This window comes from Ectorhizobium quercum, assembly GCF_026552795.1.
Classification (GTDB): Bacteria; Pseudomonadota; Alphaproteobacteria; order Rhizobiales; family Rhizobiaceae; genus Ectorhizobium; species Ectorhizobium quercum.
This window is the reverse complement of sequence record NZ_JANFPI010000001.1, coordinates 960,248-984,071: the sequence shown is the minus strand read 5'-3', so window position 1 is coordinate 984,071 and position 23,824 is coordinate 960,248. Positions and strand designations below refer to the sequence as shown.

At 66.2% G+C, this 23,824-nt stretch carries 20 protein-coding genes and 1 pseudogene; 7 read left to right on the top strand and 14 right to left on the bottom strand.

Going from position 1 to position 23,824, the window contains the following annotated elements:
• The first annotated feature begins 291 nt into the window (after positions 1-291).
• On the top strand, positions 292-858 hold the full coding sequence (locus NOF55_RS04425; protein ID WP_306410090.1) for a DUF6101 family protein: 567 nt from the start codon (positions 292-294) through the stop codon (positions 856-858).
• 99 nt (positions 859-957) lie between these two features.
• On the opposite strand, the gene ubiA is transcribed toward NOF55_RS04425, so the two are convergent.
• The 4 genes from ubiA to NOF55_RS04405 all read right to left on the bottom strand — a co-directional run bounded on the left by ubiA (position 958) and on the right by NOF55_RS04405 (position 6,675).
• Positions 958-1,917 (bottom strand): 4-hydroxybenzoate octaprenyltransferase, encoded by a 960-nt coding sequence (gene ubiA, locus NOF55_RS04420; RefSeq protein WP_306410089.1) that lies wholly within the window; start codon positions 1,915-1,917, stop codon positions 958-960.
• 140 nt (positions 1,918-2,057) lie between these two features.
• On the bottom strand, positions 2,058-2,861 hold the full coding sequence (locus NOF55_RS04415; protein ID WP_306410088.1) for a MipA/OmpV family protein: 804 nt from the start codon (positions 2,859-2,861) through the stop codon (positions 2,058-2,060).
• 124 nt (positions 2,862-2,985) lie between these two features.
• Positions 2,986-4,242: a cyclopropane fatty acid synthase gene (locus tag NOF55_RS04410; protein WP_306410087.1), complete on the bottom strand. Its 1,257-nt coding sequence runs from the start codon at positions 4,240-4,242 to the stop codon at positions 2,986-2,988.
• Positions 4,243-4,368: 126 nt separating this feature from the next.
• Positions 4,369-6,675, bottom strand: coding sequence for a Tex family protein (locus NOF55_RS04405; protein WP_306410086.1), 2,307 nt, complete (start codon positions 6,673-6,675; stop codon positions 4,369-4,371).
• A 316-nt stretch (positions 6,676-6,991) separates the two neighbouring features.
• Between NOF55_RS04405 and purD the strand changes: the two genes are divergently transcribed.
• Together purD and NOF55_RS04395 are read left to right on the top strand one after the other, a co-directional pair.
• The gene (gene purD / locus NOF55_RS04400) at positions 6,992-8,263 is read left to right on the top strand and encodes a phosphoribosylamine--glycine ligase (protein ID WP_306410085.1); all 1,272 of its coding nucleotides are present in this window, start codon (positions 6,992-6,994) and stop codon (positions 8,261-8,263) included.
• A gap of 173 nt (positions 8,264-8,436) precedes the next feature.
• Complete coding sequence (locus NOF55_RS04395; protein ID WP_306410084.1) at positions 8,437-8,907, top strand: plant virulence effector HPE1-like domain-containing protein; 471 nt, start codon at positions 8,437-8,439, stop codon at positions 8,905-8,907.
• A 222-nt stretch (positions 8,908-9,129) separates the two neighbouring features.
• Here the strand turns inward: NOF55_RS04395 and glyS are convergent, their stop codons facing one another.
• The 9 genes from glyS to NOF55_RS04350 all read right to left on the bottom strand — a co-directional run bounded on the left by glyS (position 9,130) and on the right by NOF55_RS04350 (position 18,501).
• Positions 9,130-11,304, bottom strand: a complete 2,175-nt coding sequence (glyS, locus tag NOF55_RS04390; RefSeq protein WP_306410083.1) for a glycine--tRNA ligase subunit beta — start codon at positions 11,302-11,304, stop codon at positions 9,130-9,132.
• A 98-nt stretch (positions 11,305-11,402) separates the two neighbouring features.
• Positions 11,403-13,340 carry a DUF2207 domain-containing protein gene (locus NOF55_RS04385; RefSeq protein WP_306410082.1) on the bottom strand — a complete coding sequence of 646 codons (1,938 nt, stop codon included), beginning with the start codon at positions 13,338-13,340 and terminating at the stop codon, positions 11,403-11,405.
• A complete protein-coding gene (locus NOF55_RS04380; protein WP_306410081.1) occupies positions 13,337-14,599 on the bottom strand; it encodes a 3-phosphoshikimate 1-carboxyvinyltransferase in 1,263 nt (420 codons plus the stop codon). Before NOF55_RS04380 ends, NOF55_RS04385 begins: the two co-directional genes overlap by 4 nt.
• A gap of 8 nt (positions 14,600-14,607) precedes the next feature.
• Positions 14,608-15,162, bottom strand: coding sequence for a LemA family protein (locus NOF55_RS04375; RefSeq protein ID WP_306410080.1), 555 nt, complete (start codon positions 15,160-15,162; stop codon positions 14,608-14,610).
• Positions 15,163-15,244: 82 nt separating this feature from the next.
• On the bottom strand, positions 15,245-16,201 hold the full coding sequence (locus NOF55_RS04370; RefSeq protein ID WP_306410079.1) for a glycine--tRNA ligase subunit alpha: 957 nt from the start codon (positions 16,199-16,201) through the stop codon (positions 15,245-15,247).
• A gap of 124 nt (positions 16,202-16,325) precedes the next feature.
• Positions 16,326-16,520: an NfeD family protein gene (locus tag NOF55_RS04365; RefSeq protein WP_306410078.1), complete on the bottom strand. Its 195-nt coding sequence runs from the start codon at positions 16,518-16,520 to the stop codon at positions 16,326-16,328.
• Positions 16,521-16,533: 13 nt separating this feature from the next.
• Complete coding sequence (locus NOF55_RS04360) at positions 16,534-17,394, bottom strand: S49 family peptidase (RefSeq protein ID WP_306410077.1); 861 nt, start codon at positions 17,392-17,394, stop codon at positions 16,534-16,536.
• Between the two features lie 82 nt (positions 17,395-17,476).
• Complete coding sequence (locus NOF55_RS04355; RefSeq protein ID WP_306410076.1) at positions 17,477-18,283, bottom strand: tRNA1(Val) (adenine(37)-N6)-methyltransferase; 807 nt, start codon at positions 18,281-18,283, stop codon at positions 17,477-17,479.
• Complete coding sequence (locus NOF55_RS04350; RefSeq protein WP_306410075.1) at positions 18,280-18,501, bottom strand: putative signal transducing protein; 222 nt, start codon at positions 18,499-18,501, stop codon at positions 18,280-18,282. The genes NOF55_RS04355 and NOF55_RS04350 overlap by 4 nt, the downstream gene beginning before the upstream one ends.
• 205 nt (positions 18,502-18,706) lie before the next feature.
• Between NOF55_RS04350 and NOF55_RS04345 the strand changes: the two genes are divergently transcribed.
• The 4 genes and pseudogenes from NOF55_RS04345 to moaB all read left to right on the top strand — a co-directional run bounded on the left by NOF55_RS04345 (position 18,707) and on the right by moaB (position 23,270).
• Complete coding sequence (locus NOF55_RS04345; RefSeq protein ID WP_306410074.1) at positions 18,707-19,723, top strand: polyprenyl synthetase family protein; 1,017 nt, start codon at positions 18,707-18,709, stop codon at positions 19,721-19,723.
• A gap of 129 nt (positions 19,724-19,852) precedes the next feature.
• Positions 19,853-21,673, top strand: a pseudogene (locus NOF55_RS04340) (tetratricopeptide repeat protein); the annotation flags it as partial.
• 176 nt (positions 21,674-21,849) lie between these two features.
• The gene (locus NOF55_RS04335; protein WP_306410072.1) at positions 21,850-22,731 is read left to right on the top strand and encodes a 4-(cytidine 5'-diphospho)-2-C-methyl-D-erythritol kinase; all 882 of its coding nucleotides are present in this window, start codon (positions 21,850-21,852) and stop codon (positions 22,729-22,731) included.
• Complete coding sequence (gene moaB / locus NOF55_RS04330) at positions 22,728-23,270, top strand: molybdenum cofactor biosynthesis protein B (protein WP_306410071.1); 543 nt, start codon at positions 22,728-22,730, stop codon at positions 23,268-23,270. The genes NOF55_RS04335 and moaB overlap by 4 nt, the downstream gene beginning before the upstream one ends.
• 18 nt (positions 23,271-23,288) lie before the next feature.
• Here moaB and NOF55_RS04325 read toward each other — a convergent pair whose 3' ends face one another.
• Positions 23,289-23,807 (bottom strand): glycosyltransferase family protein, encoded by a 519-nt coding sequence (locus NOF55_RS04325; RefSeq protein ID WP_306410070.1) that lies wholly within the window; start codon positions 23,805-23,807, stop codon positions 23,289-23,291.
• Between the last annotated feature and the right edge of the window lie 17 nt (positions 23,808-23,824).

Genomic DNA, 23,824 nt, shown 5'->3' with positions numbered 1-23,824 from the left:
GCGTCGCACGATCAGGCGGCCATTCTAGCGCCGCTTCCTTAACCGAAGCTTTACACATTCCCGGCCCGGCCGGCTGGCGCTTGCGTCTCCTTGCGGGACAGGAGGAAACACTTTCTCAACCCTGTCCGTTGGCAAAACCGCTAACCATCAGAAACGGCAAGGGTTTCTTTACCGCGATTTTTAAGCGGTATCGAACGGAGCGGCGATATCGTGAGAGCCATCAGAGGACGAAAACGTCCCGCCACTTCAGGAGCGGAAGACTCCGAAGGCAAGACAAGGGAAAGAATCTCGATGGCTAACACGGTTCTCAAGCCCGCATGGGCAGAAGCAGCACTCCGGATCGATCCGGCCCGTTTTCCACAGCAGGTGGAGTACGCGCTGAGCGGAGAAAACGGCAATGTCAGCGTGACGCTCGACGAGCGCGGCGCCGTCCTGCGCCGGATGCTGCCCTCCAGCGGCCTGCCGATCTCCTTCGCCCTGCCGACCCGCGCATTCAAGGGCATTGCCGCCCGCGCCATCGACCACGGCGACGGCGGCATGACGGTGACGCTGGAGCTTCACCACCAGGACCCGAACCTGTGCATTCCGCTGCTGGTCGCGCACGATCTCTGCGACATCGCCGCCGACTGGCGCACATGGTCGGTGGCCTTCCGCCTGCCGATGCTGATGGTCGAGGCCGACGGCATCGCCCGCCCGCTGGAAGACCATATCGGCGAGCCGCGCCCCGACATGGCGACGCAACGCCGGCGCCATTCCTATTTCGCCAACCGCCGCCCGCGCTTCCTCGTTCGCCGCAAGACCGGCTCGCTCGGCGTGGCGATGAAGATCGAGGGCAAGGAGATCATCGCGCGGACCTGAACCGCGGGATCGCTCTCCGGTTCCGGCACATCCACCGCCCCGCGCATGACCGGGCCCGGCTTCCCACGAAGCCGGGTCCTTTCCGTTTCGCCTCCCGGCTCAGCCCGGGAGGAAGAAAAGGGCAAGCACCAATCCGGCGAAGACCAGCGCGCCGACCCGGCCGTTGGCCTTGAACAGGGCGAGGCATTGCACGGGATCGTCGATATCGAGCACGACGATCTGCCAGACCAGCACGGCGGCGGCGGCGAGGAGGCCGAGATAGGCGGCCGCGCCGACACCGGCCAGCGCGAAGGAGGCCGCGATGGCGACGAAAGTCGCGCCGTAAAGCCGCCAGAGCCAGATCTTCGTCCGGCTTCCGAACAACCGGGCCGTCGAGCGCACGCCGACCAGCGCGTCGTCCTCCTTGTCCTGATGGGCGTAGATCGTGTCGTAGCCGATGGTCCAGACGACCGCTCCCGCATAAAGCAGGACGGCGGCGACCGAGAGCGTGCCGAACATGCCGGCCCAGCCCATCAGCGCGCCCCAGGAGAAGGCAAGGCCGAGAAAGAGCTGCGGCCAGTCGGTGAAGCGCTTGGCGAAGGGATAGACCGCCACGACCAGCAGCGAGGAGATGGCCAGCAGGATGGAGAATGTATTGAACTGGAGCAGGACCAGCAGCCCGACGGCAAGCTGCGCGGCCATGAAAAGCTTCGCCTGAAAGCGGGTGACGCGCCCGGAGGGCAGCGGCCGCGACCGGGTGCGCGCGACCTGCGCGTCGATGTCGTGATCGGCGAGGTCGTTCCAGGTGCAGCCCGCGCCGCGCATGGCGACCGCGCCGGCGAAGAACAGGAACAGATGGAAGACGAACAGCGGCAGGTAAAACTGATGCTCCGCCTTGGCGACGTTGGCGGCGAGCGCCGACGACCAGAAGCAGGGCCACATCAGAAGCTGCCAGCCGATCGGCCTGTCCCAGCGCGCAAGCTGCGCATAGGGCCAAAGGCCGCGCGGCAGGAAACGATAGACCCAGTTTTCAGACGGCGCGTCCGACACGCGCCAGTCCTTGCCTGCACTTTCCGCCATCGAAGGCTCCCGTACCCGAAGACGGGGACTGCGCTGCCGGCACGATGCGGCGGCTCCCCTGCCCTTTCCAGTACCGGCCCGCCCCGGCCGTGGTCAAGCCTCACGCGGCCGGCGCGATCCCGGTCGGGCCAGAGCCGCGTCTAATCCAGCGTGAAATTGAACTTGTAGCTGGCGGACAGGCCGACCACGAACTGGTTGGCCGAGCCGCGTTCACGCACAAGGCTGGAATCGGCGGCGGGGCCCGTCAGGCGGCGATATTCCACGAAGGAGGACGCCGTGAACCTGTCGGTCGGCTTCCAATCGATGGCGCCGCCGACGGCGACCGAATGAACGCCGCCGCCCGGATTGTAGGCGCTCGGGCCGCCCGACGCCGCCTGCGCGGCGGAAACGCCGTAATAGTGGTCGAAGTAGTCGGCGCTGGCGAAGCGGATGCGCGGGCCGGCGGAAACCCGGATGTTCGGCGTGACATCGACAAAGGCATCAGCCGCGACATCGGCCACGACACCGTGATGGCTACGGAAGCCCTGCCGCACTTCGCCGCGGACGCGCAAATTCTCCGTCGGATAGACTTCCGCGAAACCGCCGAGTTCCACGCCGAGCTTGATATCCCGCATGCCCTGCAATTCCCGCTCGTCGTCGGCATCGCGCGGCATGACGAGCTTGCCGGCGATACCCGCGCGGAAGGCGCCTTGGTCGAACAGGGACACGGACGCGTTGTCGTTGCGGGAGACGTAACGCGGGCCCTCCCCTTGCTTGCCGAGCGAAATGATCGGCGAGAACTGGAACGAACTCTTCTTCGAGCCCTCGAATTTCGGGCCGACGAAGCCGGTTCCACCGAGCGTCAACGCCCAGTTTCCGGACCAGAGACTGCCTTCCGCGGCAGCGGTTCCGGCATGGAGAAGAGGGAAACCGAGGGCGAGAAGAACGAATGCGGGCTTGAACACAGATCATGTCTCCGGAAAACGCAATACAAAACGGCCCACCGGCGGGGCCGCTCAACTGCGCGGAGAATAATCCGTTAGGCTTACCGTCGCGTTAACCGGCGGGGCGCGAAGAGACCCGCGACGCTCAGAACGCGACCGGCTCCAGCGGCGGGCGGCCCGCCTCGAAGGTGCGATACCGGGCCTCGGCCTCGGCGATGTAATCGCGGTTGTCAGGCACGACGTTCTGGTTCCTGGCGATCTGGATCTGGAAGATGAACAGTTCCTCGTGGGTAAAGGCCATTTCCGAGCCGGCCAGATAGAACTCCCACATGCGGAAGAAACGCTCGTCGTAAAGGGCGACCGCCTCCTCCTTGCGCGCCACGAATCGCTCGCGCCAGTGACGCAGCGTATGGCCGTAGTGCAGCGGCAGGATTTCCACGTCGCGAATGAGAAGATCGGCCTTCTCGATGGCAGGCAGCACCTCGCCGACGGCCGGAATATAGCCGCCCGGGAAAATATACTTCTCGATGAAGGGGTTGGTGACATAGCTCGGCTTCGGTCGGCCGATGGAATGCAGCAGCATCACGCCGTTGTCGTCCAGCACCTCGGCCACCTTGCCGAAGAAGCGGCCGTAATTGCCGATGCCGACATGCTCGAACATGCCGACCGAAACGATGCGGTCGTATTTCTGCGGCGGCAGATAGCGATAATCCTGAAGCTTGAAGCGCACCGTGTCGGCCAGTGCGCGTTTTTCGGCCCGGTTCCGCGAGACGCGCAACTGCTCCTCCGAAAGCGTGATGCCGGTGACGTCGACAGCCGCGGCCTCCGCCAGATACATCGCCATCCCGCCCCAGCCGGAGCCGATCTCAAGCACCTTCTGCCCGGGCTCGAGCAGAAGCTTGGAGGCGATATGGCGTTTCTTGGCCTGCTGCGCCTCATCCAGCGAAATGCCCGGCGGATTGAAATAGGCACAGGAATATTGCCAGTCCCGATCCAGGAAAAGGTCGAAGAGCCTGGCGTTCAGATCGTAATGGTGCGCGACATTGCGGCGGTTGTGGTTGACCGGCAGCCGGGACCTGACCTGTGCGGCGGCGATGCGAGCGACGGTGAGGCCGACCATCTTCCAGGTGAGCGCCTCGCTGCGGGTATTTTCCTTCACCAGCGCCAGAAAGTCGTAGATGTCGCCCTCTTCGAGCACCATCCGGCCGTCCATGTACATTTCGCCGAGCTTGAGGAGCGGGTCGTTGGCGACGGCCTCCTCCGCCTCCTCGTCCGTGAAGCGGATGGCGACGGCCTTTCCGCTGCCATCTCCGTAGGTTTCCGTCGCTCCTGAATGGTCCGTCAACCGGAGGGAGCCGGTCGCAATGATTTTATGCAATAGCAAACGCAAGGAAGAGGTCATTCAACACCCCCGGAACCGCATTAACTTTCATGCCCGTGTCATGAAACTTAATCCCTTGCGCCAGCGAGGCAAGCCCTTTGAAGTGACGAAATCACTTCTGAGTGATCGCGTCATGATGAGTTTTTCTCAACGCTTTTTCAATGCTTCTGCAAGTGCGGCGCCGAGCGCGCCCTGCGCGGGCTTTTCCGGCCGGGTCGACATTTTCGCCGGCGGCCGCCCGCCGGGCGCCGGGCGCTCGCCGCGCGGCGAGGCCGCTGACGTGCTGCCGTCGTCCTTGCGCATGGAAAGGCCGATTCGCTTGCGCTTCGCATCGACCTCCACCACGCGCACCTTCACCACGTCGCCCGCCTTCACCACCTCGTGCGGGTCCTTCACGAACCGGTCGGCAAGCTGCGAGACGTGGACGAGCCCGTCCTGATGAACGCCGATATCGACGAAGGCGCCGAAGGCGGCGACGTTCGTCACCGTGCCCTCCAGCATCATGCCGGGCTTCAGGTCAGAAATCTCGTTCACCCCGTCCGCAAAGGTCGCGGTCCTGAAGCTCGGACGCGGGTCGCGGCCCGGCTTCTCAAGCTCGGAAAGAATGTCCTTCACGGTCGGCAGGCCGAATTTCCCGTCGATGAAGCGGCGCGGGTCGAGCGCCTTCAAGGCCGCGCTGTCGCCCATCAGCGCGCGCAGGTCGCGGCCGCAGGCGGCGACGATGCGGCGCGCCACGTCATAGGCTTCCGGATGGACGGCGGAGGCGTCGAGCGGCTCCGCGCCGTTCGGGATGCGCAGGAAGCCGGCGCATTGCTCGAAGGTGCGGGCACCGAGGCGCGGCACCTTCATCAGCTCCTTGCGGCTGCGGAACGGGCCTTCCTGATCGCGATGGGCGACGATGGCTTCCGCCAGCGAGCCGCCGAGGCCGGAAACCCGGGCGAGCAACGGCGCCGAGGCCGTGTTGAGATCGACGCCGACGGCGTTCACCGCATCCTCCACCACGGCATCGAGCGAGCGGCCGAGCCTGCCCTGGTCGACATCGTGCTGGTACTGGCCGACGCCGATGGATTTCGGCTCGATCTTGACGAGTTCGGCCAGCGGGTCCTGAAGGCGGCGGGCGATGGACACCGCGCCGCGCAGCGACACGTCGAGGCCGGGAAACTCGTTCGCCGCCGTCTGCGATGCCGAATAGACGGAAGCCCCCGCCTCCGAAACGATCACCTTGGTGGGTTTCGGCGCGGGCAGGTCCGCCAGCAGGTCGGCGACGAGCCGCTCGGTCTCGCGGCTGGCCGTGCCGTTGCCGATGGCGATCAGTTCCACCTTGTGCCGGCGGATGAGTCCTGCCAGCTCGGCCTGCGCGCCGCGCACGTCGTTCCGCGGCTGGAAGGGATAGACCGTCGCGGTTTCCAGAAGCTTGCCGGTGCCGTCCACCACCGCCACCTTGACGCCGGTGCGGATGCCCGGATCGAGCCCCATCGTCGCGCGGGAGCCGGCGGGTGCGGCCAGCAGCAGGTCCTTGAGATTGCGGGCAAAAACGTGGATCGCCTCTTCCTCCGCCCGCTCGCGCATCTCGCGCATCAGGTCGAGCGAGAGCGAAACGGACAGCTTGACGCGCCAGGTCCAGCCGGCGACATCCATCAGCCAGCGGTCGGCCGGGCCGCGATCACGGATATCGCAAGCGGCCGCAATCTTCGCCTGGGCCGGCTTGACCGGCGAGGGATCGTCCTGATCCACCTCGATGGTCAGCGACAGCACTTCCTCGTTCCAGCCGCGCAGCATGGCGAGCGCCCGGTGGCCGGGAACGGTGGCCCAGCGTTCGACATGGTCGAAATAATCGGAGAATTTCGCGCCCGCCTCCTGCTTGCCGTCCACCACCTTCGACCGCAGCACGGCGCGGGCCTTCATATGGTCGCGCAGCACCTTCAGCAGATCGGCGTTTTCGGCGATGCCCTCGGCGACGATATCGCGCGCGCCGTCCAGCGCCGTCTTCACGTCCGGCACCTCCTGCGTGAGATAGGCTTCCGCAAGCTTCGACGGGTCGGCGGCGCGGTTTTCGAGGATCGCTTCGGCCAGCGGCCCGAGGCCGCGTTCGCGGGCGATTTCGGCGCGGGTGCGGCGCTTCGGCTTGTAGGGCAGGTAGAGGTCTTCCAGTTCGGCCTTGGTGGCGGCAGCGTTGAGCTTGCCCAGAAGCTCGTCCGTCATCCTGCCCTGCGTCTGGATCGATTCGACGATGGACGCGCGGCGCGCGTTCAGTTCGCGCAGATAGACGAGGCGTTCGGACAAATCGCGCAATTGCGTGTCGTCCAGACCGCCGGTCACTTCCTTGCGGTAGCGGGCGATGAACGGCACCGTCGCGCCGCCGTCCAGAAGCTCGATGGCGGCCGCTGCCTGCGCCGGCTTCGCACCGATAACCGCCGCGATCGTCACGCTCAGGGATTGAATGTCGTTGGCCATCGTCACTCTCGGATTCGTTATGAGGAGCCGGCAATCTAGCGGGGAAATGCGGCATGGCAACGCGGGGGTGTTCGATTCCACAGGGAAAGCCGGGGAGCCCCCCTCATCCGGCTGCCGCCACCTTCTCCCCAAGGGTAGAAGGGGTATGCCACGAGGTCTCCGTTTTCCCCTTCTCCCCGACGGGGAGAAGGTCCCGGCAGCCGGATGAGGGGGGCTCAATCCCAATCTCCGCTTGACCTTTTCGCCCCCTGCCCTTAACCGCCCCTGTAAGGTACGTTTTGTCTTACGCACTAAAGGCTCTCGCGGGGATTTGACCATGAAAGTGCTCCTGATCGGATCGGGCGGACGCGAGCATGCGCTGGCCTGGAAGCTGGCGCAGTCGCCGCTTCTCGAAACGCTCTATGCCGCGCCGGGTAATCCCGGCATTTTCGAGCACGCCGAGCCTGCCGGCATCGACCCGGACGAGCACGCCGCCGTTTCCGCCTTCGCGACGGAAAAGGGTATCGACCTCGTCGTCGTCGGGCCGGAAGCACCGCTGGTCGCCGGTCTTGCCGACCGGCTGCGGGCCGACGGCATCGCCGTCTTCGGTCCCTCCGCCGCCGCCGCACAGCTCGAAGGCTCGAAGGGCTTCACCAAGGATCTCTGCGCCCGCCACGGCATCCCGACCGGCGCCTATCAGCGCTTCAGGGACGCCGAAAGCGCGAAAGCCTATGTGCGCGAACAGGGCGCGCCCATCGTCGTGAAGGCCGACGGCCTTGCCGCCGGCAAGGGCGTAACGGTGTCCATGACGCTCGACGAGGCGCTGGCGGCCATCGACGACTGCTTCTCCGGCACGTTCGGCGAAGCGGGTGCAGAAGTGGTGGTCGAGGCCTTTCTCGACGGCGAGGAGGCGAGCTTCTTCGTGCTGTCCGATGGCACGCACGCGCTGGCGCTGGCGACCGCGCAGGACCACAAGCGCGTCGGCGACGGCGACACCGGCCCGAACACCGGCGGCATGGGCGCCTATTCCCCCGCCCCGGTCATGACGCCGGAGATGGTCGAGCGCACCATGAGGGAGATCATCGAGCCGACGATCGCCGGGATGGCGGCGGACGGCCATCCGTTCAGCGGCGTTTTCTTCGCCGGGCTGATGATCACCGCAAAAGGCCCCGAACTGATCGAATACAATGTCCGCTTCGGCGATCCGGAATGCCAGGTGCTGATGACGCGGCTGAAATCCGACCTCCTGCCGCTCCTTCACGCTACCGCCACCGGCACGCTCGACCGGGTGAGCGCCGAATGGCACGATGGCCCGGCGCTGACGATCGTCATGGCCTCGAAGGGCTATCCGGGCTCCTACGAGAAGAACACGCCGATCGCCCCGCTGCCGGAAACCGGCGAAGGCGAGAAGATCTTCCACGCCGGAACGGCTCTGAAGTCCGGCCAACTGGTGGCGACCGGCGGGCGCGTTCTCAACGTGACGGCGACCGGCGCGACCGTGGCCGAGGCGCAGGCCCGTGCCTATGCGCTCGTCGACCGCATCGACTGGGAAAACGGCTTCTGCCGCCGCGACATCGGCTGGCGCGCCGTGGCCCGCGAAAAGGTCTGAGCCCCGGGGCAAACGAATACTGCCCCGTTCTGGCGCACGAACGGGCGAAAGGGCTGCTCACGCGCCGCCGTTTTTGCCCGGAAGCGGCCGCTTCATTCAAATTTTACCCTTTCTTCTGACGGGATCGAAACGAAGCGGCGCTATCGTCTCCCCATGATGAGGGAGAAACTGTCATGCGCGTGATTGCCCTGACCGCCATCGCAACCTTTGCCGCCGCACCGTCCTTCGCTTCGTCCATCGAGGTGATCAACGGCACGCGCCTTGGAAACGGCAGCATCATCCGCATGAGCTGCCCCGACTGCCCGGCGCCGAAGCCGCCGGAAACCTATTCCGGATACAAGGTGCCCGTGCTGGAAAGCGGCGTGCAGAAAGAGGAAATCCGCGATTTCCACGGCGAGCGCGTCATCATGCGCACCGACAGGTGGATGGGCGGCTCGCCGGCCGTGTTCTACCAGAGGCTGACGCCCGAAATGGAAGCGGCCATGACCGGCAAGCCGCTGATCGGCACCGATACGCCCCCCGTCGCCGCCGCCCCGCCCCCCGCCGACGGCATCGACTCCACCGCAACGACCGCCGCCGTCGCCCCGCAAGCCCCCGCCGCACCGCCGAACGACTTCCCGGACTTCGAACTGCGCCTGCGGTAGAAATGCGATAAAAAAAGCCGCCGAAGCGATCCGGCGGCTTAATGTATTGACGTACCCTCTCCTTTGTCACCCTCGGGCTCGAGCCCCAAGGCTCCACGCCGCAAGCGGCGCGGTGGATGGTCGGGTCAAGCCCGACCATGACGAAAGTGGGCAATGAACCGTTTGTCAGCAGTTTGAACCGCCGCGTCACTCCGGCGGCTTCTGTATGCTACGGCAGCCCCCTTAGCCGGCGATCTTCGAGAAATCGGCGACCGTGCCGGTTGCGGCGCGGATCGCTTTCAGCAGCGCCAGGCGGTTGGCGCGGATGGCCGGGTCTTCGTCGTTGACCAGCACGTCCTCGAAGAAGCGGTCGACCGGGGCGCGCAGCGCCGACAGGGCCTTCATCGCGCCACGGAAGTCTTCCGCCTGCACGGCTTCCGCCGCCTGGGCCGAGGCGGTGCGGATTGCCGCGTGGAGCGCCTTTTCCGCATCGAGCTTCAGAAGCGCCTCGTCGATCGTATCGCCGACGACGGCTCCCTTCTTCTCTTCCGCCGCGAGAAGCTGGGTGGCGCGCTTGGTTCCGGCCAGAAGGTTCAACCCCTCATCGCCGGTGATGAAGGCCGTCAACGCCTCGACGCGGCGGGCGATCATCAGCAGGTCGTCGGATTCGGACGTCAGCACCGCGTCGATCAGGTCGTGGCGCGCGCCGAGGTCGCGCAGATAGACCTTCAGGCGATCATGGAAGAAAGTGAGAAGATCGGCATTGCCGACAACCGGCAGCAGCGGCAGGCGGATATCCCGTTCCAGCAGGATGCGCACCACGCCGAGCGCGGCCCGGCGCAGGGCATAGGGGTCCTTCGAGCCGGTCGGCTTTTCGTCGATGGCCCAGAAGCCGGTCAGCGTGTCGAGCTTGTCGGCCAGCGCCACCGTCAGCGCCACGCGCCCGGCCGGCACCCGGTCGGAAGGGCCCTGCGGCTTGTAATGGTCCTCGATGGCGGCGGCGACGGCTTCGGCCTCGCCCTGAAGCAGGGCGTATTTGCGGCCCATGACGCCCTGAAGCTCCGGGAACTCCCCGACCGCTTCGGTGCGCAGGTCGGCCTTGGCGAGCACTGCGGCACGGTCCACCAGCTTCAGGAATTCGGCTTCCGAAAGCTTCGCGATGTCCGGCTCCGCGACCTTCGCGGTCTCCGTCATGCCGGCGAAGACGGTCTTGCCGAGTTCGGCGGCGAGTGCCCGGATGCGGCTGACGCGCTCCCCCTGCGAGCCGAGCCTGGCATGGAAGGTGACATTGAGATGGTCCAGCTTGGCCATGCGCTGGTCGAGCGGCCTGGCAAGATCGAGGCCGAATTTCGCGGCGGAGGCCTCCAGCGTTCCGAGGTCCGGCAGGTCGCCCTGGTCGCGGGTCCAGAAGTGCTTGGCGTCCGACAGGCGGGCGCGCACGACCTTGCCGTTGCCGTGGACGATTTCCCGGCCGCCATCGGTCGCGGCGATGTTCGAAACCAGAATGAATTTGTTCGACAGTGTCTCCGCTCCGGGCGCGCGGGTGACGAAGCATTTCTGGTTGGTCTTGATGGTCAGGCGGATGATTTCCGAGGGGATCGCCAGATACTCCTCCTCGAAGGAGCCCATCAGCACCTGCGGCCATTCCACGAGGCCGGAGACCTCTTCCAGCAGGCCCTCGTCCTCGACCAGTTCCAGCCCCGAGGCGAAGACCAGATCGCGGGCATCGTGCAGGATGATATCCTTGCGGCGCTCGGCGTCGAGCACCACTTTGGCCCGCTCCAGCGACGCGGCATAGTCCTCGAAGCGGCGCACGGTGATCGCGTCCGGCGCGTGGAAACGGTGGCCATAGGTGACGTTTCCGGCGACGATGCCATCCACCTCGAACGGAATGACGGTCGTCTCGTCATGTTCGGAGCCGAGCGTGCAGACGATCGACTGCAACGGGCGCACCCAGCGCAGCGACCCCGGCCGGGCGGAGGCGGCCCCCCAGCGCATGGATTTCGGCCAGGGAAAATTGCGGATGATGCCCGGCATCGCCTCGGCGACGATATCCTGCGCGGGACGGCCCGGCTTCTCGACGATGGCGACATAGAAATCGCCCTTCTTCGGATCGCTCTGCACCTGCGCCTCGGCAACGGACGAAAGGCCGGCGCCGCGAAGGAAGCCTTCGATGGCCTTCTCGTTGGCATCGGTGCGCGGGCCCTTCTTCTCTTCGCGGATATCGGCGGAACGGGCGGTCAGGCCGCGAATGTCGAGCGCCAGACGGCGCGGCGTCCAGTATTCGCGCGCGCCCTCATAGGTCAGGCCCGCTTCCACCAGCGCATCGGTGACGAGCTTCTTCAGGTCGCCGGCAGCCTTGCGCTGCATGCGTGCGGGAATCTCTTCGGAGCGGAGTTCAAGCAGAAGATCGGGCATTGTCGCTGACTTTGACTGTTGGAATGATTGCGGCAGGCTCTAGCAAGCCGCGGGGGAAATGTCACGCCGCAAGGGCCAGGTTTTCGCCGGAAAGGGCCTTACCAGCCACCCCCGCCGCCGCCACCGCCGCCGCCGCCTGAAAAACCGCCGCCGCCGGAAAAGCCGGAACCGGAGGAGGAAGGCGACGGCTGGGGAATGGTGGAAGCGATGGTGGACGCCATCGAGGAGGAGAAGTTGCCGATCCGGTCGGAAAACGAGCCGAGATTGCCGGCGTACCAGACCGGCTGGTAGCTCGTTGCGGCGGCAGCGCCCGCGGCGGCGGAGGCCAGCCAGGTCTCGAAGGTCTTCGTCCACGGCTTCTCGAGGCCGAGCGCCACCGCATAGGGCAGCAGTTTCTCGAAATGGGCGGGCGACATTTCCGGCGCGCCGGCCATGTTCATACGGTCCTTCTCGGCCAGCCTCAGATAGGTGCGCAACCCCTCGATCCCGTCCATCAGGCGGCGCCCGAGCGGCGTCGGGGCGCCCATCAGGAAGAAGAACAGCGCATTGACCAGAGCGATGCCGCCGCCGGCGAGCAGCGTGACAATCGCGGCGCGATCGGCCGTTTCCGTCATCACCGTCGCGAAGAGCGTGCCGAGGACGCTGAGCAAGAAGGTGCCGATGAAGCCGAGGACGATGATCGCGCCGATTCGGCTCGCGAGGGAACCGCCCGGACGGAAGCTCCTGCCGATCCTCACCGCGATCAGGCCGGCGAAAACAGCCACCACGACCGGCATGACCATCAGCGCCACCTCGTCGCCTCGCAGCCCCCCGAACGCCAGAAGGCAGGCGAGAGCCGCCGCCGAAAGCGCGAGGCCGCCGGCGATGTAACCCGCATTGCTGCGGTAATATTTACCGCTATGCTCCTTCTCGATGGCCGCGCGGAAGCGTCTGCCCACCGTGCGGACCCGCTCGCCATTGGCCTTGTCGATGACGAGTTCACGGCCTGCCGCGCCGATTTCCGACAGGAGCGCGGCCTGCCCCGCCGGCAGTTGCGGGGACAGCGGCTTGTCCGTGCGGCGGATGACGATGGACCGCTTCAGGTCCTCCAGCGTCACGTAACCCTTGACGGCGAGGTCGAGCGCCGAGGCGGACAGCGCCGTCCACCCCTGGCCGGAAAAACCCTTGTTGTCGATGTAGTTGACCAGCGCCGGCGAAATGCCCTCCGGCGGGTCCCAGCGCGGCACCACGACACCGGCGGGCGGATCGCGCCCCACCGCGGTCCAGGCGCGGAAATAATAGGCGAGGACCGCCAGCAGCCCGCCGATGCCGACGATCAGCACGCGGTTGTCGCGGAACCACCACCGGCGCTCCTCGCTTGCCGAAGGCGGCGCGACGACGCCCTTCGGCAGCTTGACGGCGATGGTCAGCCCCTCGCCCGCCCGGAACGGACGGGTCGAGGAGAAGGAAACCCTGTTGCCCTCGACGACAGCGCGGGCATCCTGGCCGGTCTCGTTCAGGCGGCCGGTGTAGACCGCCGTCTCCAGCACGCTTGTGCCCGGCGGCAGGGTGACGGTGGCCGAGGTTTCGGCGATGGCGAACCGCCAGCCGTTGCCGGTGACATTCCAGTAAAGCTCGTCGTGATCCTCAAAATAGCGGATCTGCCGCCCCGTCTCGTAGGTGATGCGGTAGACATGCGGGCCGCGGGCCAGGAGCACGTCGCGATCACCGGTATAGATGCGCACGCCGCCGGAAATGCTTTCCGTGAACCAGTTTTCCGGCTGGCCGTCGCGCTCCACCGAAATCACCCTGAAATCGACCTCGCGCCTCGCCCCGCCCGGCCCGGTCTGGAAAAGGGGAAAATCGCGGTAGATGCCACGCCGGATATTGAGCCCTTCCGCCCGCACCTGGATGGTCTCGACCACCGTCAGCGGTCCTTCGGGAGAAACCTCGATATCCGCGTGGTAGGACTGAATATATTCCTGCGCCCGTGCAGCGCCCGCCGCAGCGCCAAGGGCGAGGACAAGGACGACGAAGAAGCGAAGAAGCGTTTTCATGCGGCCTCGCGGCTGAATCCGACGCCAAGGCTTGCGAGCGCATCCCAGTAGGCCGGGTAGGTCTTCGCCACGCAGCCGGGATCGAGGATGGCGATGCCGCCGATCTTCAGCCCGGCCAGCGCGAAGCTCATGGCGATGCGGTGATCGGCGAAGGTGTCGATCTCCGCCGGCAGGCGCTGGCCGGCCAGCGACGGATCGGCATGGACGATCAGCTCGTCGCCCTCCTCTTCGGCAAGGCCGGGGCGGATGGCGTTCAGGCCCGTGGAGAGCGCGCGGATGCGGTCGCATTCCTTGACGCGCAGATTGGCGATGCCGGTGAAGCGCACCGGCTTTTCGTTGAAGGCGGCAAGGACGGCAATCGTCGGGATCGCATCCTGCATCTGCGACCCGTCGATCACCTCCGGCATGTGCGGGAAGGCGGCGATGACCGCGTGGGCCCGGGCATCCGGCTGGGTGAAGGCGTCCGCCGGCGTGCCGATATCGATCGCGCCGCCCGTCAGCACTTCCGCGCCCCAGAGATAAGTGGCGGCCGAGGCGTCCGGTTCGATGTGAAAGTTGGTCGCCGTATAGCCGGTCGGCGCGACGCGCCAGATGGCGGGCGACACCTGCTCCACCCGCGCGCCGAAGGCCCGCATGGCCGCCAGCGTCAGGTCGATATAGCCGCGCGCACCGATCTCGGCACCGGCCAGTTCGATCTCGAAGGGCGCATCGGCCAGCGCCGACGCCATCAGGATGGCGGACACGTACTGGCTGGACAGGCCGGCATCGATGACGACGCGGTGCTTTGCGAAGGCGCCCGTGGCCTCGACCGTCACCGGCGGGCAGCCGGTCGGCGCATCGATGGCGACGCCGAGCGAGCGCAGCGCCTCGACCAGCGGCAGGATGGGCCGCTTGCGCATGTGCGCGTCGCCATCGATGACGAAGCGCCCCTTCGCCAGCGAAACCGCAGCCGTCAGGAAGCGGGTCGCCGTGCCGGCATTGCCGAGGAAGAGAGGCCCGGACGGTTCCTTCAGGACGCCCGCCGAGCGGACGAGGAAGGTCGTCGCATCGGGCTCCTCCACCGCGACGCCCATCGCGCGCAGCGCCTCGGCCATGTAGAGCGTGTCGTCGCTTTTCAGCGCACCCGTCAGCCGGCTCTCGCCCTTCGCCAGTCCGGCCAGCAGCAGGGCGCGGTTGGTGATCGACTTGGAGCCCGGCGGGCTCACCGCGCCGGAAAGCGGTCGGGCGGGCGGCAGGATGGTCAGTTTGTCGGCAGTCATTGCGGCCTTCAGAATGTCACGGACGGAACGGCGCGGTCGGCCGGATCGTCGATTTCGAAATAGGGCTTCTTGGCAAAGCCGAACCGGCTGGCGACGAGGTTGGACGGGAAGCTCTCGACCTTGACGTTGAGGTCGCGGGTGGCGCCGTTATAGTAGCGGCGCGCCATCTGCACCTCGCCCTCCAGACTGTCGAGGGCCCGCTGAAGCTCCAGGAAATTCTCGTTGGCCTTGAGGTCGGGATAGGCTTCGGAAAGTGCGAAGAGCTTGCCGAGGGCCTGGCCCAGAACGCCTTCCGCCGCCGCGCGGCCCTCGACATCGCCCGCCGGAACGGCGATGGCCCTGTTACGGGCGGCGATCACCGCATCCAGCGTCTCGCGCTCGTGCGAAGCATAGCCCTTGACCGTTTCGACGAGGTTCGGAACGAGATCGGCGCGGCGCTTGAGCTGCACGTCGATGCCGGACCACGCTTCCTCCGCCATCTGGCGCGCCCTGACGAGGCCGTTGTAGAGAAAGACGCCATAGAGCGCGACCGCCACGATCGCGAGAAGAATATAGGTCGACACAGGGAGACTCCTCCGGCTCATGTTTTGCCCGGAGACTAGTCGGACGAGCAGGAAATGTCACCCCGCCCGCGCGCCATGCCCGTCAGGCCGCTTCGCGCCTGGCATTCACGCCACCGGCTTCCGTCAGCAGGAAGGCCTCACCGCAGGCCTTGGCCAGCGTGCGCACGCGCAGGATGTAGCTCTGGCGCTCCGTCACCGAAATCACGCCGCGCGCATCGAGCAGGTTGAAGACGTGCGACGCCTTGATGCACTGGTCGTAGGCGGGAAAGACGCACTTGTGCAGGCCGTTCGAATCGCCGGGCGCGCCGGCGGAAAGAAGCGCCAGGCATTCCTTTTCCGCGTCGATGAAGTGGCGGTGCAGCAGTTCGGTGTCGGCAAATTCGAAATTGAAGCGGGAATATTCCTGCTCCGCCTGAAGGAAGACGTCGCCATAGGTGATCTTCTCGTCGCCCTCGCGGCCGTTGAAGTTCAGGTCGTAGACGTTGTCGACGCCCTGAACGTACATGGCCAGCCGTTCGAGACCATAGGTCAGTTCACCGGCCACCGGCGCGCATTCGATGCCGCAGACCTGCTGGAAATAGGTGAACTGCGAGACTTCCATACCGTCGCACCAGCATTCCCAGCCGAGACCCCAGGCGCCGAGCGTCGGGCTTTCCCAGTCGTCCTCCACGAAGCGGATGTCGTGGACCAGCGGATCGAGGCCGATGGCCGCCAGCGAGCCGAGGTAAAGCTCCTGAAGGTTCGACGGGTTCGGCTTCAGGATGACCTGATACTGGTAATAATGCTGGAGACGGTTGGGGTTCTCGCCGTAGCGCCCGTCGGAGGGGCGGCGCGAGGGCTGCACATAAGCCGCCTTCCACGGCTTCGGGCCGAGCGCGCGCAGCGTGGTGGCCGGGTGGAACGTGCCCGCACCCACTTCCATGTCGTAGGGCTGGAGAATGGCGCAGCCCTTGTCGGCCCAGTAGGTCTGGAGCGTCAGGATCAGCCCCTGAAAGGAGCGCGAGGGATGCATGTGAGCGGGCAGGTTCGTGGCGTTCATGGACGGAGGCGCTTGCTTGTTTTTCGGATGCGGACGAGTGCCACGCCGAAGCGCGGGGGTCAAGCGCGAATAGGCCTCGCGCCCTGTTCCGGGCGGCTGCCGCCCCGGCCGATTTTCGCAACCCCTACTCTTCGTCGTCCTTCTTCACCCGGTATTCGCCGGTCTTCGGGTCCTTCACGAGCGTGCCGTGCGCGCGGTTTCGCACCTCCCGCGACCGACGCTTCTGCTTGCGCGTCAGGCTTTTCGCATCCGCGGTGAAGCGGCGGTAGAACCAGTAGACCGCCGCGGCAACGGCGATGAAGAAGAGAATACGTGTCATGCGAAGCCCGCGATTACAGTCCGAAGCGGGCCCACAATGCCCTTTCTTCGACGGTCTGCGCAAGACCGCCGGCGGCGGCTGCGGCGATACGCTCCGGTCCGCCGGCATCGACACCGGGAATGCGGCGGCCGAAGAAGCCCCTGGCCGCCGTGACCAGTTCCGGCCTCACATCCTTGCCGTAGCGGGCCTGAAGCGTGCCGCGCAGATCACCGAGACCGTCGATCAGGCCGAGTTCGAGCGCCTTCGTGCCGGTCCAGAACAGGCCGGAGAACAGGTCGGGATCGTCGGCGAGACGCGCGGCGCGCCGGGCTTTCACCATGCCGATGAAAACGTCGTGGATCTCGTGCTGGAGGGTTTTCAGGTATTCGATGTCGGCTGCCTTTTCCGGCTGGAACGGATCGAGGATCACCTTGTTCTCGCCGGAGGTGTAGACCCGGCGCTCGACGCCGATCTTCTTCAGCAGTTCGGGAAAGCCGAAGCCGCCGGAAACGACGCCGATCGAGCCGACGATGGAGGTCGGATCGGCGATGATCTCGTCGCCCGCCAGCGCGATCATGTAGCCGCCCGAGGCGGCGACATCCTCCACGAAGACGAGGACCTTCTTGTCCTTTTCCTCCGCAAGCTGCCGGAGGCGCGCGAAGATCAGCCGCGACTGGACCGGAGAGCCGCCCGGCGAATTGACGATGACGGCCACGGCGGGCGCCTTCTTCACGGAAAAGGCCTTGTCCAGCATCTGCGCGACCGAGGCGAGGTTGAGCGCCGGACGCAGGGCGCTGCCGCCCGTCATGATCGCGCCGGACAGGCGCACGACGGGGATGACGGTGCCTTCCTTGCGGAAGCGCTTCGGCAGCAGGCGTTTGATGAGGTTCTTCATTCCGGCACGAATCCATGTTGGAGGTTTTCCCACATGTATGACGTCCGGGGTCGACCGCAAGTGCCCGGCGGGACGAATCGCCTCAGCGGCCGTTGCGGGCCAGCGCCGCGCGGCCGTTGTTGAGATCGTCCACCAGTGGGGAGAAGGCGTGCGCCTCCCCGTCGTGGATCACCAGCGCCGGCCGCAGCCGGAGCCGGGCGCGCGACCCCTTGATCGCCGTCGCGAGAATGCGCACCGCATCCTCGCCGGGGCGCGGATGAAGCGCCGTCAGTTCCAGCCCGCCGAACCGGCGCCCGCAGGCGGCGATGATGTCGGCGATCGATTGCGGCCGGGCGATGAGCGAAAGCTGGCCGCCGGGCTTCAGGATCGCGCCGGCGGTCCGGATCCAGTCCTCGAACAGCCCCTCCGTCATGGCATGGGCCTCCGCCTTCAGCCTGTCGGGCGTGCGCCGGTCATCCGCGTCGTTGAAGGGCGGGTTCATGACGACGTGATCGAACGTGTCGTCGGGCAGGCCGGCGGCGACGCGAGCCCGCCCCTTCAGCGTCACATCGGCCTCGATGACCGACACGCGATCGCTGATCGCGGCGTTCTCGGCAAGCGCAAGGCTCTTGCGGGCATAGGCGGCCATATCCGGCGAGCGCTCGTAGAGAACCACCTGCGCCTGGCCGATCCGCGCCGCGACCGCCATGCCGGCGGCCCCCGCTCCCGCTCCGAGATCCGCGACGCGAACCGGGCCGGCGGCATCGACGAGCGCGGCCAGCAGCATGGCGTCCACGCCGGCGCGGTGCCCCCTGCCCTTCGGCTGGACGAGGTGGAAGCGCCCGCGGTGGAAGGCATCGACGGTTTCGGCCCTCGCGGGTTCGGCATGAATGTCTTCGACAAGGCTCAAGCGACCAGCTCCGATTCCAGCCCGGCTTCGACGAGGATCAGGCGGGCCTCGGCACCGCGCGCCTCCTCGACGAGGAAGCGGCGCGGCAGAAGCCCGAGCGAGCCTTCCAGAACGCTCATGGACTGGTCGGCGATCATACAGGCAATGCCCGCATCCTTCATCAGGCTTTCCGCGAAGGAAAGGATCACTGCGTCATTCGTCCGGATCAGTTCACGCATATTGGCCGATTCCTCAATTTTTCTGGACTGAAACGATTCACCCTTGCCGTGCCACCGGCCCCTTTTTATTCTTAGGGCAACACAGTGCATACGCCTCGAACCCAATTCCGGTTTATTGATGGACGTTATGCGGCATTTTTTCAGGTCTGCGACCACGCCACCCCTTCAGGACGGCGCGGCGGCGCAGTGAGCAGGAGTTTCATCCTTGGGCGTCGTGATACCGCTTGAAGACGGCAAGAACAAACAGGCTTCGGTCAAGCCCCTCGTCGACCTGACGCGGCCGGACATGGAGCGCGTGAACCAGCTCATCCTGTCCAGGGCCGGTTCCGACGTGCAGATGATCCCCGAAGTGGCGAATCACCTGATCTCCTCCGGCGGCAAGCGGCTGCGCCCGATGCTGACGCTCGCCTCCGCCGCCATGTTCGGCTATCAGGGCGAGGGCCACATCAAGCTGGCGACCAGCGTCGAATTCCTCCACACCGCCACGCTCCTGCATGACGACGTGGTGGACGAAAGCGACCTGCGGCGCGGCAAGTCCACCGCCCGCACCATCTGGGGCAACCAGGCGAGCGTGCTCGTCGGCGACTTCCTGCTCGGCCAGGCCTTCCGCATGATGGTCGATGTCGGCTCGCTCGACGCGCTCGACGTGCTTTCCACCGCGTCGGCCGTCATCGCCGAGGGCGAGGTGCTCCAGCTTTCCGTCGCCAAGAAGATGGAAACGACCGAGGACGACTATCTCTCCGTCATCCGCGCCAAGACGGCGGCGCTGTTCGCCGCGGCGGCGGAAGTCGGCCCGATCATCGCCGGCACCGACCGCTCGACCCGCAACGCGCTGAAATCCTACGGCATGAATCTCGGCCTCGCCTTCCAGCTCGTCGACGACGTCCTGGACTATGGCGGCAAGGCCGCCGACCTCGGCAAGAATGTCGGCGACGATTTCCGCGAGGGCAAGATCACGCTGCCGATCATCCTTGCCTGGCGGCGCGGCACGGCCGAGGACCGCAGTTTCTGGCGCAAGGCCATCGAGAACGGCGAGACCAGCGACGAGAATCTCGAAAAGGCGCTCGGGCTGATCACCCGCTACAGCGGCCTGACGGACACCATCGCCCGCGCCGAGCATTATGGCGCCATCGCCCGCGACGCACTGGCGCCGCTGCCCGACGGGGCCCACAAGGACGCAATGATGGAAGTGATCGACTTCTGCATCGGCCGCGTAAATTGAGGATATGGAAAAACGGATTTCTTGCGGCATCGCTACAAAAAAGCCATCCTGCGTATGAATGACTCGGCTTGCGGAAATCCGTTCTGTCCGCCCGGCACCAGCCGGTGACTTCTGATGAAAGGCTTTTCCATGCGGCAAGGTTCCGCCATTCGCTTGTTGTCCGGTACGGCGCTCGCCCTGCTTGTCGGTTTCACCTCTCTTCCCGCCCATGCCCAGGAAGAGAAGCCGGAAACGGTCGAAACCGGCACCTTCGATCCCGACAGCATCAACAGCTTCTCGGGCGCGCTGCTGGCCGCCGGCAATGCCGACACCGACAAGGACTACAAGATGGCCGCCGCGCTTTACAGGAAAGCGCTGGCCTTCGAGCCGGGCCATGTCGAGATCCGCGAACGGCTGATGTTCACGCTGCTGATGAGCGGCGATTTCGAGGAAGGCGCCAAGCTCGCCGAGGAACTGAAGACCGGCAAGGCCTTCGAGCGCGTGACAACCGTGGTGCGCGCGACCGACGCCATCCGCCGCAAGGACTATGCCGCCGCCGACGCGATCCTCAAATATAACGGACCGAACGATCTCGACCGGCTGATGAATTCCCTGCTGGCCGCATGGTCCATGACCGGCGCCGGCAAGGGCGCGGAAGCGCTCACCCAGCTCGAAAGACTGCGCGGGCCGGACTGGTACGCCCTGTTCCGCAACTACCATGCGGGCGCGATCGCCATCGTGGCCGGCGACCAGAACAAGGCGCGCCGTTTCCTGACAGCGGCGGTGACGGACCGCGAAGGCGCCGGCACGGCGCCGGATACGTTCATGCGCTCCGTCATGGCGCTGGCGCGGCTCGAAGCCGCCGCCGGCAACAAGCAGAAGGCGCTCGACAGCATCTCCGCCGGCGAGGCCGTCATTTCCAATTACGCACCGCTGAAGGCGCTGCGCTCGGCCATCGAGCAGGACGAGCCGCAGGAACAGCAGGTCAAGGATGCCGCGCAGGGCGCCGGCGCGGTTCTCTTTTCTGTCGGCGGCGCGCTGAACCGTCCGGGTGCCGAGGACGTCGTCAGCCTCTACCTTCAGATCGCGCATGCGCTTGACCCGCAGAGCGCCGACACGCTGATCCTGCTCGGCGGGCTGGCCGAAAACCTGGAACGGCCCGCGGAAGCCATCGAGTACTATCGCAAGGTGCCGGAAAACTCGCCGATGCGGCGGGTTTCCGAATTGCAACTCGGCCTGGCGCTCGCCCAGACGGGCGAGGTCGAGGAAGCGCGCTCGCACCTGAAATCGCTGATCGAGGCCGATCCGACCGATCTGCGCAGCTATCTTTCCTATGGCAGCGTGCTTTCCGAGGCCAAGGACTACAAGGCGATGGCCGAGAACTACGACAAGGCCGTCGAAGTGATCGGCAACAACGCCCGGCCGCAGAACTGGTCGATCTTCTTCCAGCGCGGCATCGCCTACGAGCGCCTCAAGGAATGGGACAAGGCCGAGCCGAATTTCCTCAAGTCGCTGGAACTCAACCCCGACCAGCCGCAGGTCCTGAACTATCTCGGCTATTCCTGGGTCGACATGAACCGCAATCTCGACCAGGGCTTGGAGATGATCCGCAAGGCCGTCGAGTTGCGCCCCGATGACGGCTATATCGTCGATTCCCTCGGCTGGGCCTATTACCGCCTTGGGCGGTTCGACGAGGCCGTCGAGGAACTGGAGCGCGCCACCTCGCTGCGCGCCGGCGACGCGACGATCAACGACCATCTCGGCGATGCCTATTGGCGCGTCGGCCGCCGGCTCGAGGCGGGCTTCCAGTGGCAGAACGCCCTCAAGCTGAACCCGGAACTGGCCGATATCCCGAAGATCGAGGAAAAGATCAAGAACGGCCTGCCGGAACTGACGCCGGAAGAGGTCGCGCAGGCCGCGGCCGCCCGCGCCGCCTTCGCCGCCGAAAAGGAAAAGGCCGAAAGCGCGCCGGAGGATACCTACACGGTCGAGCCCGGCGACACGCTGTGGAAGATCGCCGTCAAGGTCTATGGCGACGGAAACCGCTTCATCGAACTCATCCGGGCCAATCCGGCGCTGCAACGCTATCCGAACCGCCTCGCGCCCGGTCAGATCCTGATCGTTCCCCCGGCCGAATAAGCCGATCCGTGGACCAGACGGCCGAAATCGCTCCGGCGAAGATCAATCTCGCGCTGCACGTCATCGGGCAGCGCGCTGACGGTTATCACCTGATCGACAGTCTCGTGACCTTCGCCGACCGGGGCGACCGCGTGAGCGCCCGGATCGCGGACGCGGATGCGTTCATGCTCTCGGGCCCCTTTTCCGGCGGGCTGGAAACGGATGGCAACAATCTGACCCTCAAGGCCCGCGACCTGCTGCGCGCAACCGTTATCGAGGCCGGCGGCGCGGCTCCGCCGGTTGCCCTGCATCTGGAAAAGAACCTGCCCGTCGCCGCCGGCATCGGGGGCGGTTCGGCGGATGCGGCCGCGACGCTGAGGGCGCTGATGCGGCTGTGGAACGTGGAGAGCGACGCGGAAGCGCTCGGCGCGCTGGCGCTCCGGCTGGGTGCGGACGTACCCATGTGCCTCGCCGGCCGGCCGGCCGTCGCCCGCGGCATCGGCGAGAAGCTGACGCCGGCGCCGAGCCTGCCTTCGCTTCATCTTCTGCTCGTCAATCCGCTGAAGCCGGTCTCGACACCCGACATCTTCCGCCGGCTCGACCGGCGCGACAATCCGCCGATGGATGCCCTGCCCGGCTCGTTCTCCCTGCCGGACTGGAGCGAATTCCTGGCCGGCCAGCGCAACGATCTGGAAGCTCCGGCGCGGCAATGCGTGCCGGAGATCGGCATCATCCAGACCTTGCTGCGGCTGACCGGCGCGCAGCTCTGCCGCATGTCCGGCTCCGGCGCCACCTGTTTCGGCCTTTACGAGAGCCGTGAGGCGGCGCGTGCCGCGGAACGCAACCTGCGCACCGCCCAGCCCGGCTGGTTCGTCGAGGCCTTGACCACCGTTTCGGGAGACGAGACATGAGCGACGCCCCGCAGCGCCCCTTCATTCCGCTCGACATCGCCGTGCTGACCGTTTCGGACACCCGCACGCCGGAGGACGACAGGTCCGGCCAGACGCTCGCCGACCGCATCAGTGCCGCCGGCCATCGCCTTGCCGCCCGCGCGATCGTTCCCGACGACCGCGAGCGCATCCGCGCGACCGTGCTCGGCTGGATCGAAAACGGGACGGCAGATGTCGTCATCACCACCGGCGGCACCGGCTTCACCGGCCGCGACGTGACGCCGGACGCGCTGGAACCGCTGTTCGACAAGCGCATGGACGGCTTCTCGCAGGTCTTCCACCGCATTTCCTTCGACAAGATCGGCACATCGACGATCCAGTCGCGGGCGACCGCCGGGCTGATCGGCACGGTCTTCGTGTTCTGCCTGCCCGGCTCGCCCGGCGCCTGCAAGGACGGCTGGGACGGCATTCTCCGGGACCAGCTCGATTACCGCCACACGCCCTGCAATTTCGTGGAAATCATGCAGCGGCTCGACGAGCATCTGCGCCGCAAACCCTGACGTCAGAGCGTTTCAGCTTTAACGGGGACTGCGGGCCGCCCAGGCCGGGATCATCTCGCTCGACAAGCGGCGCGACTTGAGGCCACGCGCCAGTTCGCACAGTTTCATATCCGCCCGCGCCACGGAAAGCGCCTGGCTGCGCGACAGGACGATGCCGGTTTCGAGCGGCGGCGACGGCTGCATGAGACGCTTCAGCAACGGCCGGCGATAGGTGCGCGAGGGGGAGAAGCGGGCCGGATCGCGGTTGAGCGTCACATATTCGGACAGCTCGTCGACCCAGCCGAACTGGGGGCGCGCTCCGGCTTCCATCAAAAGCAGCCATTCGCCGCGTACCGTACCGAGCACGTCGCCCAGGTTCCAGTCGCTGTGGAAGCGGCATCCCGCAGCGTCGGCGACCCGCTCGCTGCCGTCCTTCGAACCGTGGTCCAGAACGACGACATCGCTGACCAGCCCCTCCACCGCGCCGGCGACAAGCACGGCAAGGCTCTGGGCGAGTTCGGGTTCCTGATCGCGGCATTCCATCAGCACAGTCAGCATGTGTCACATTTATCGCA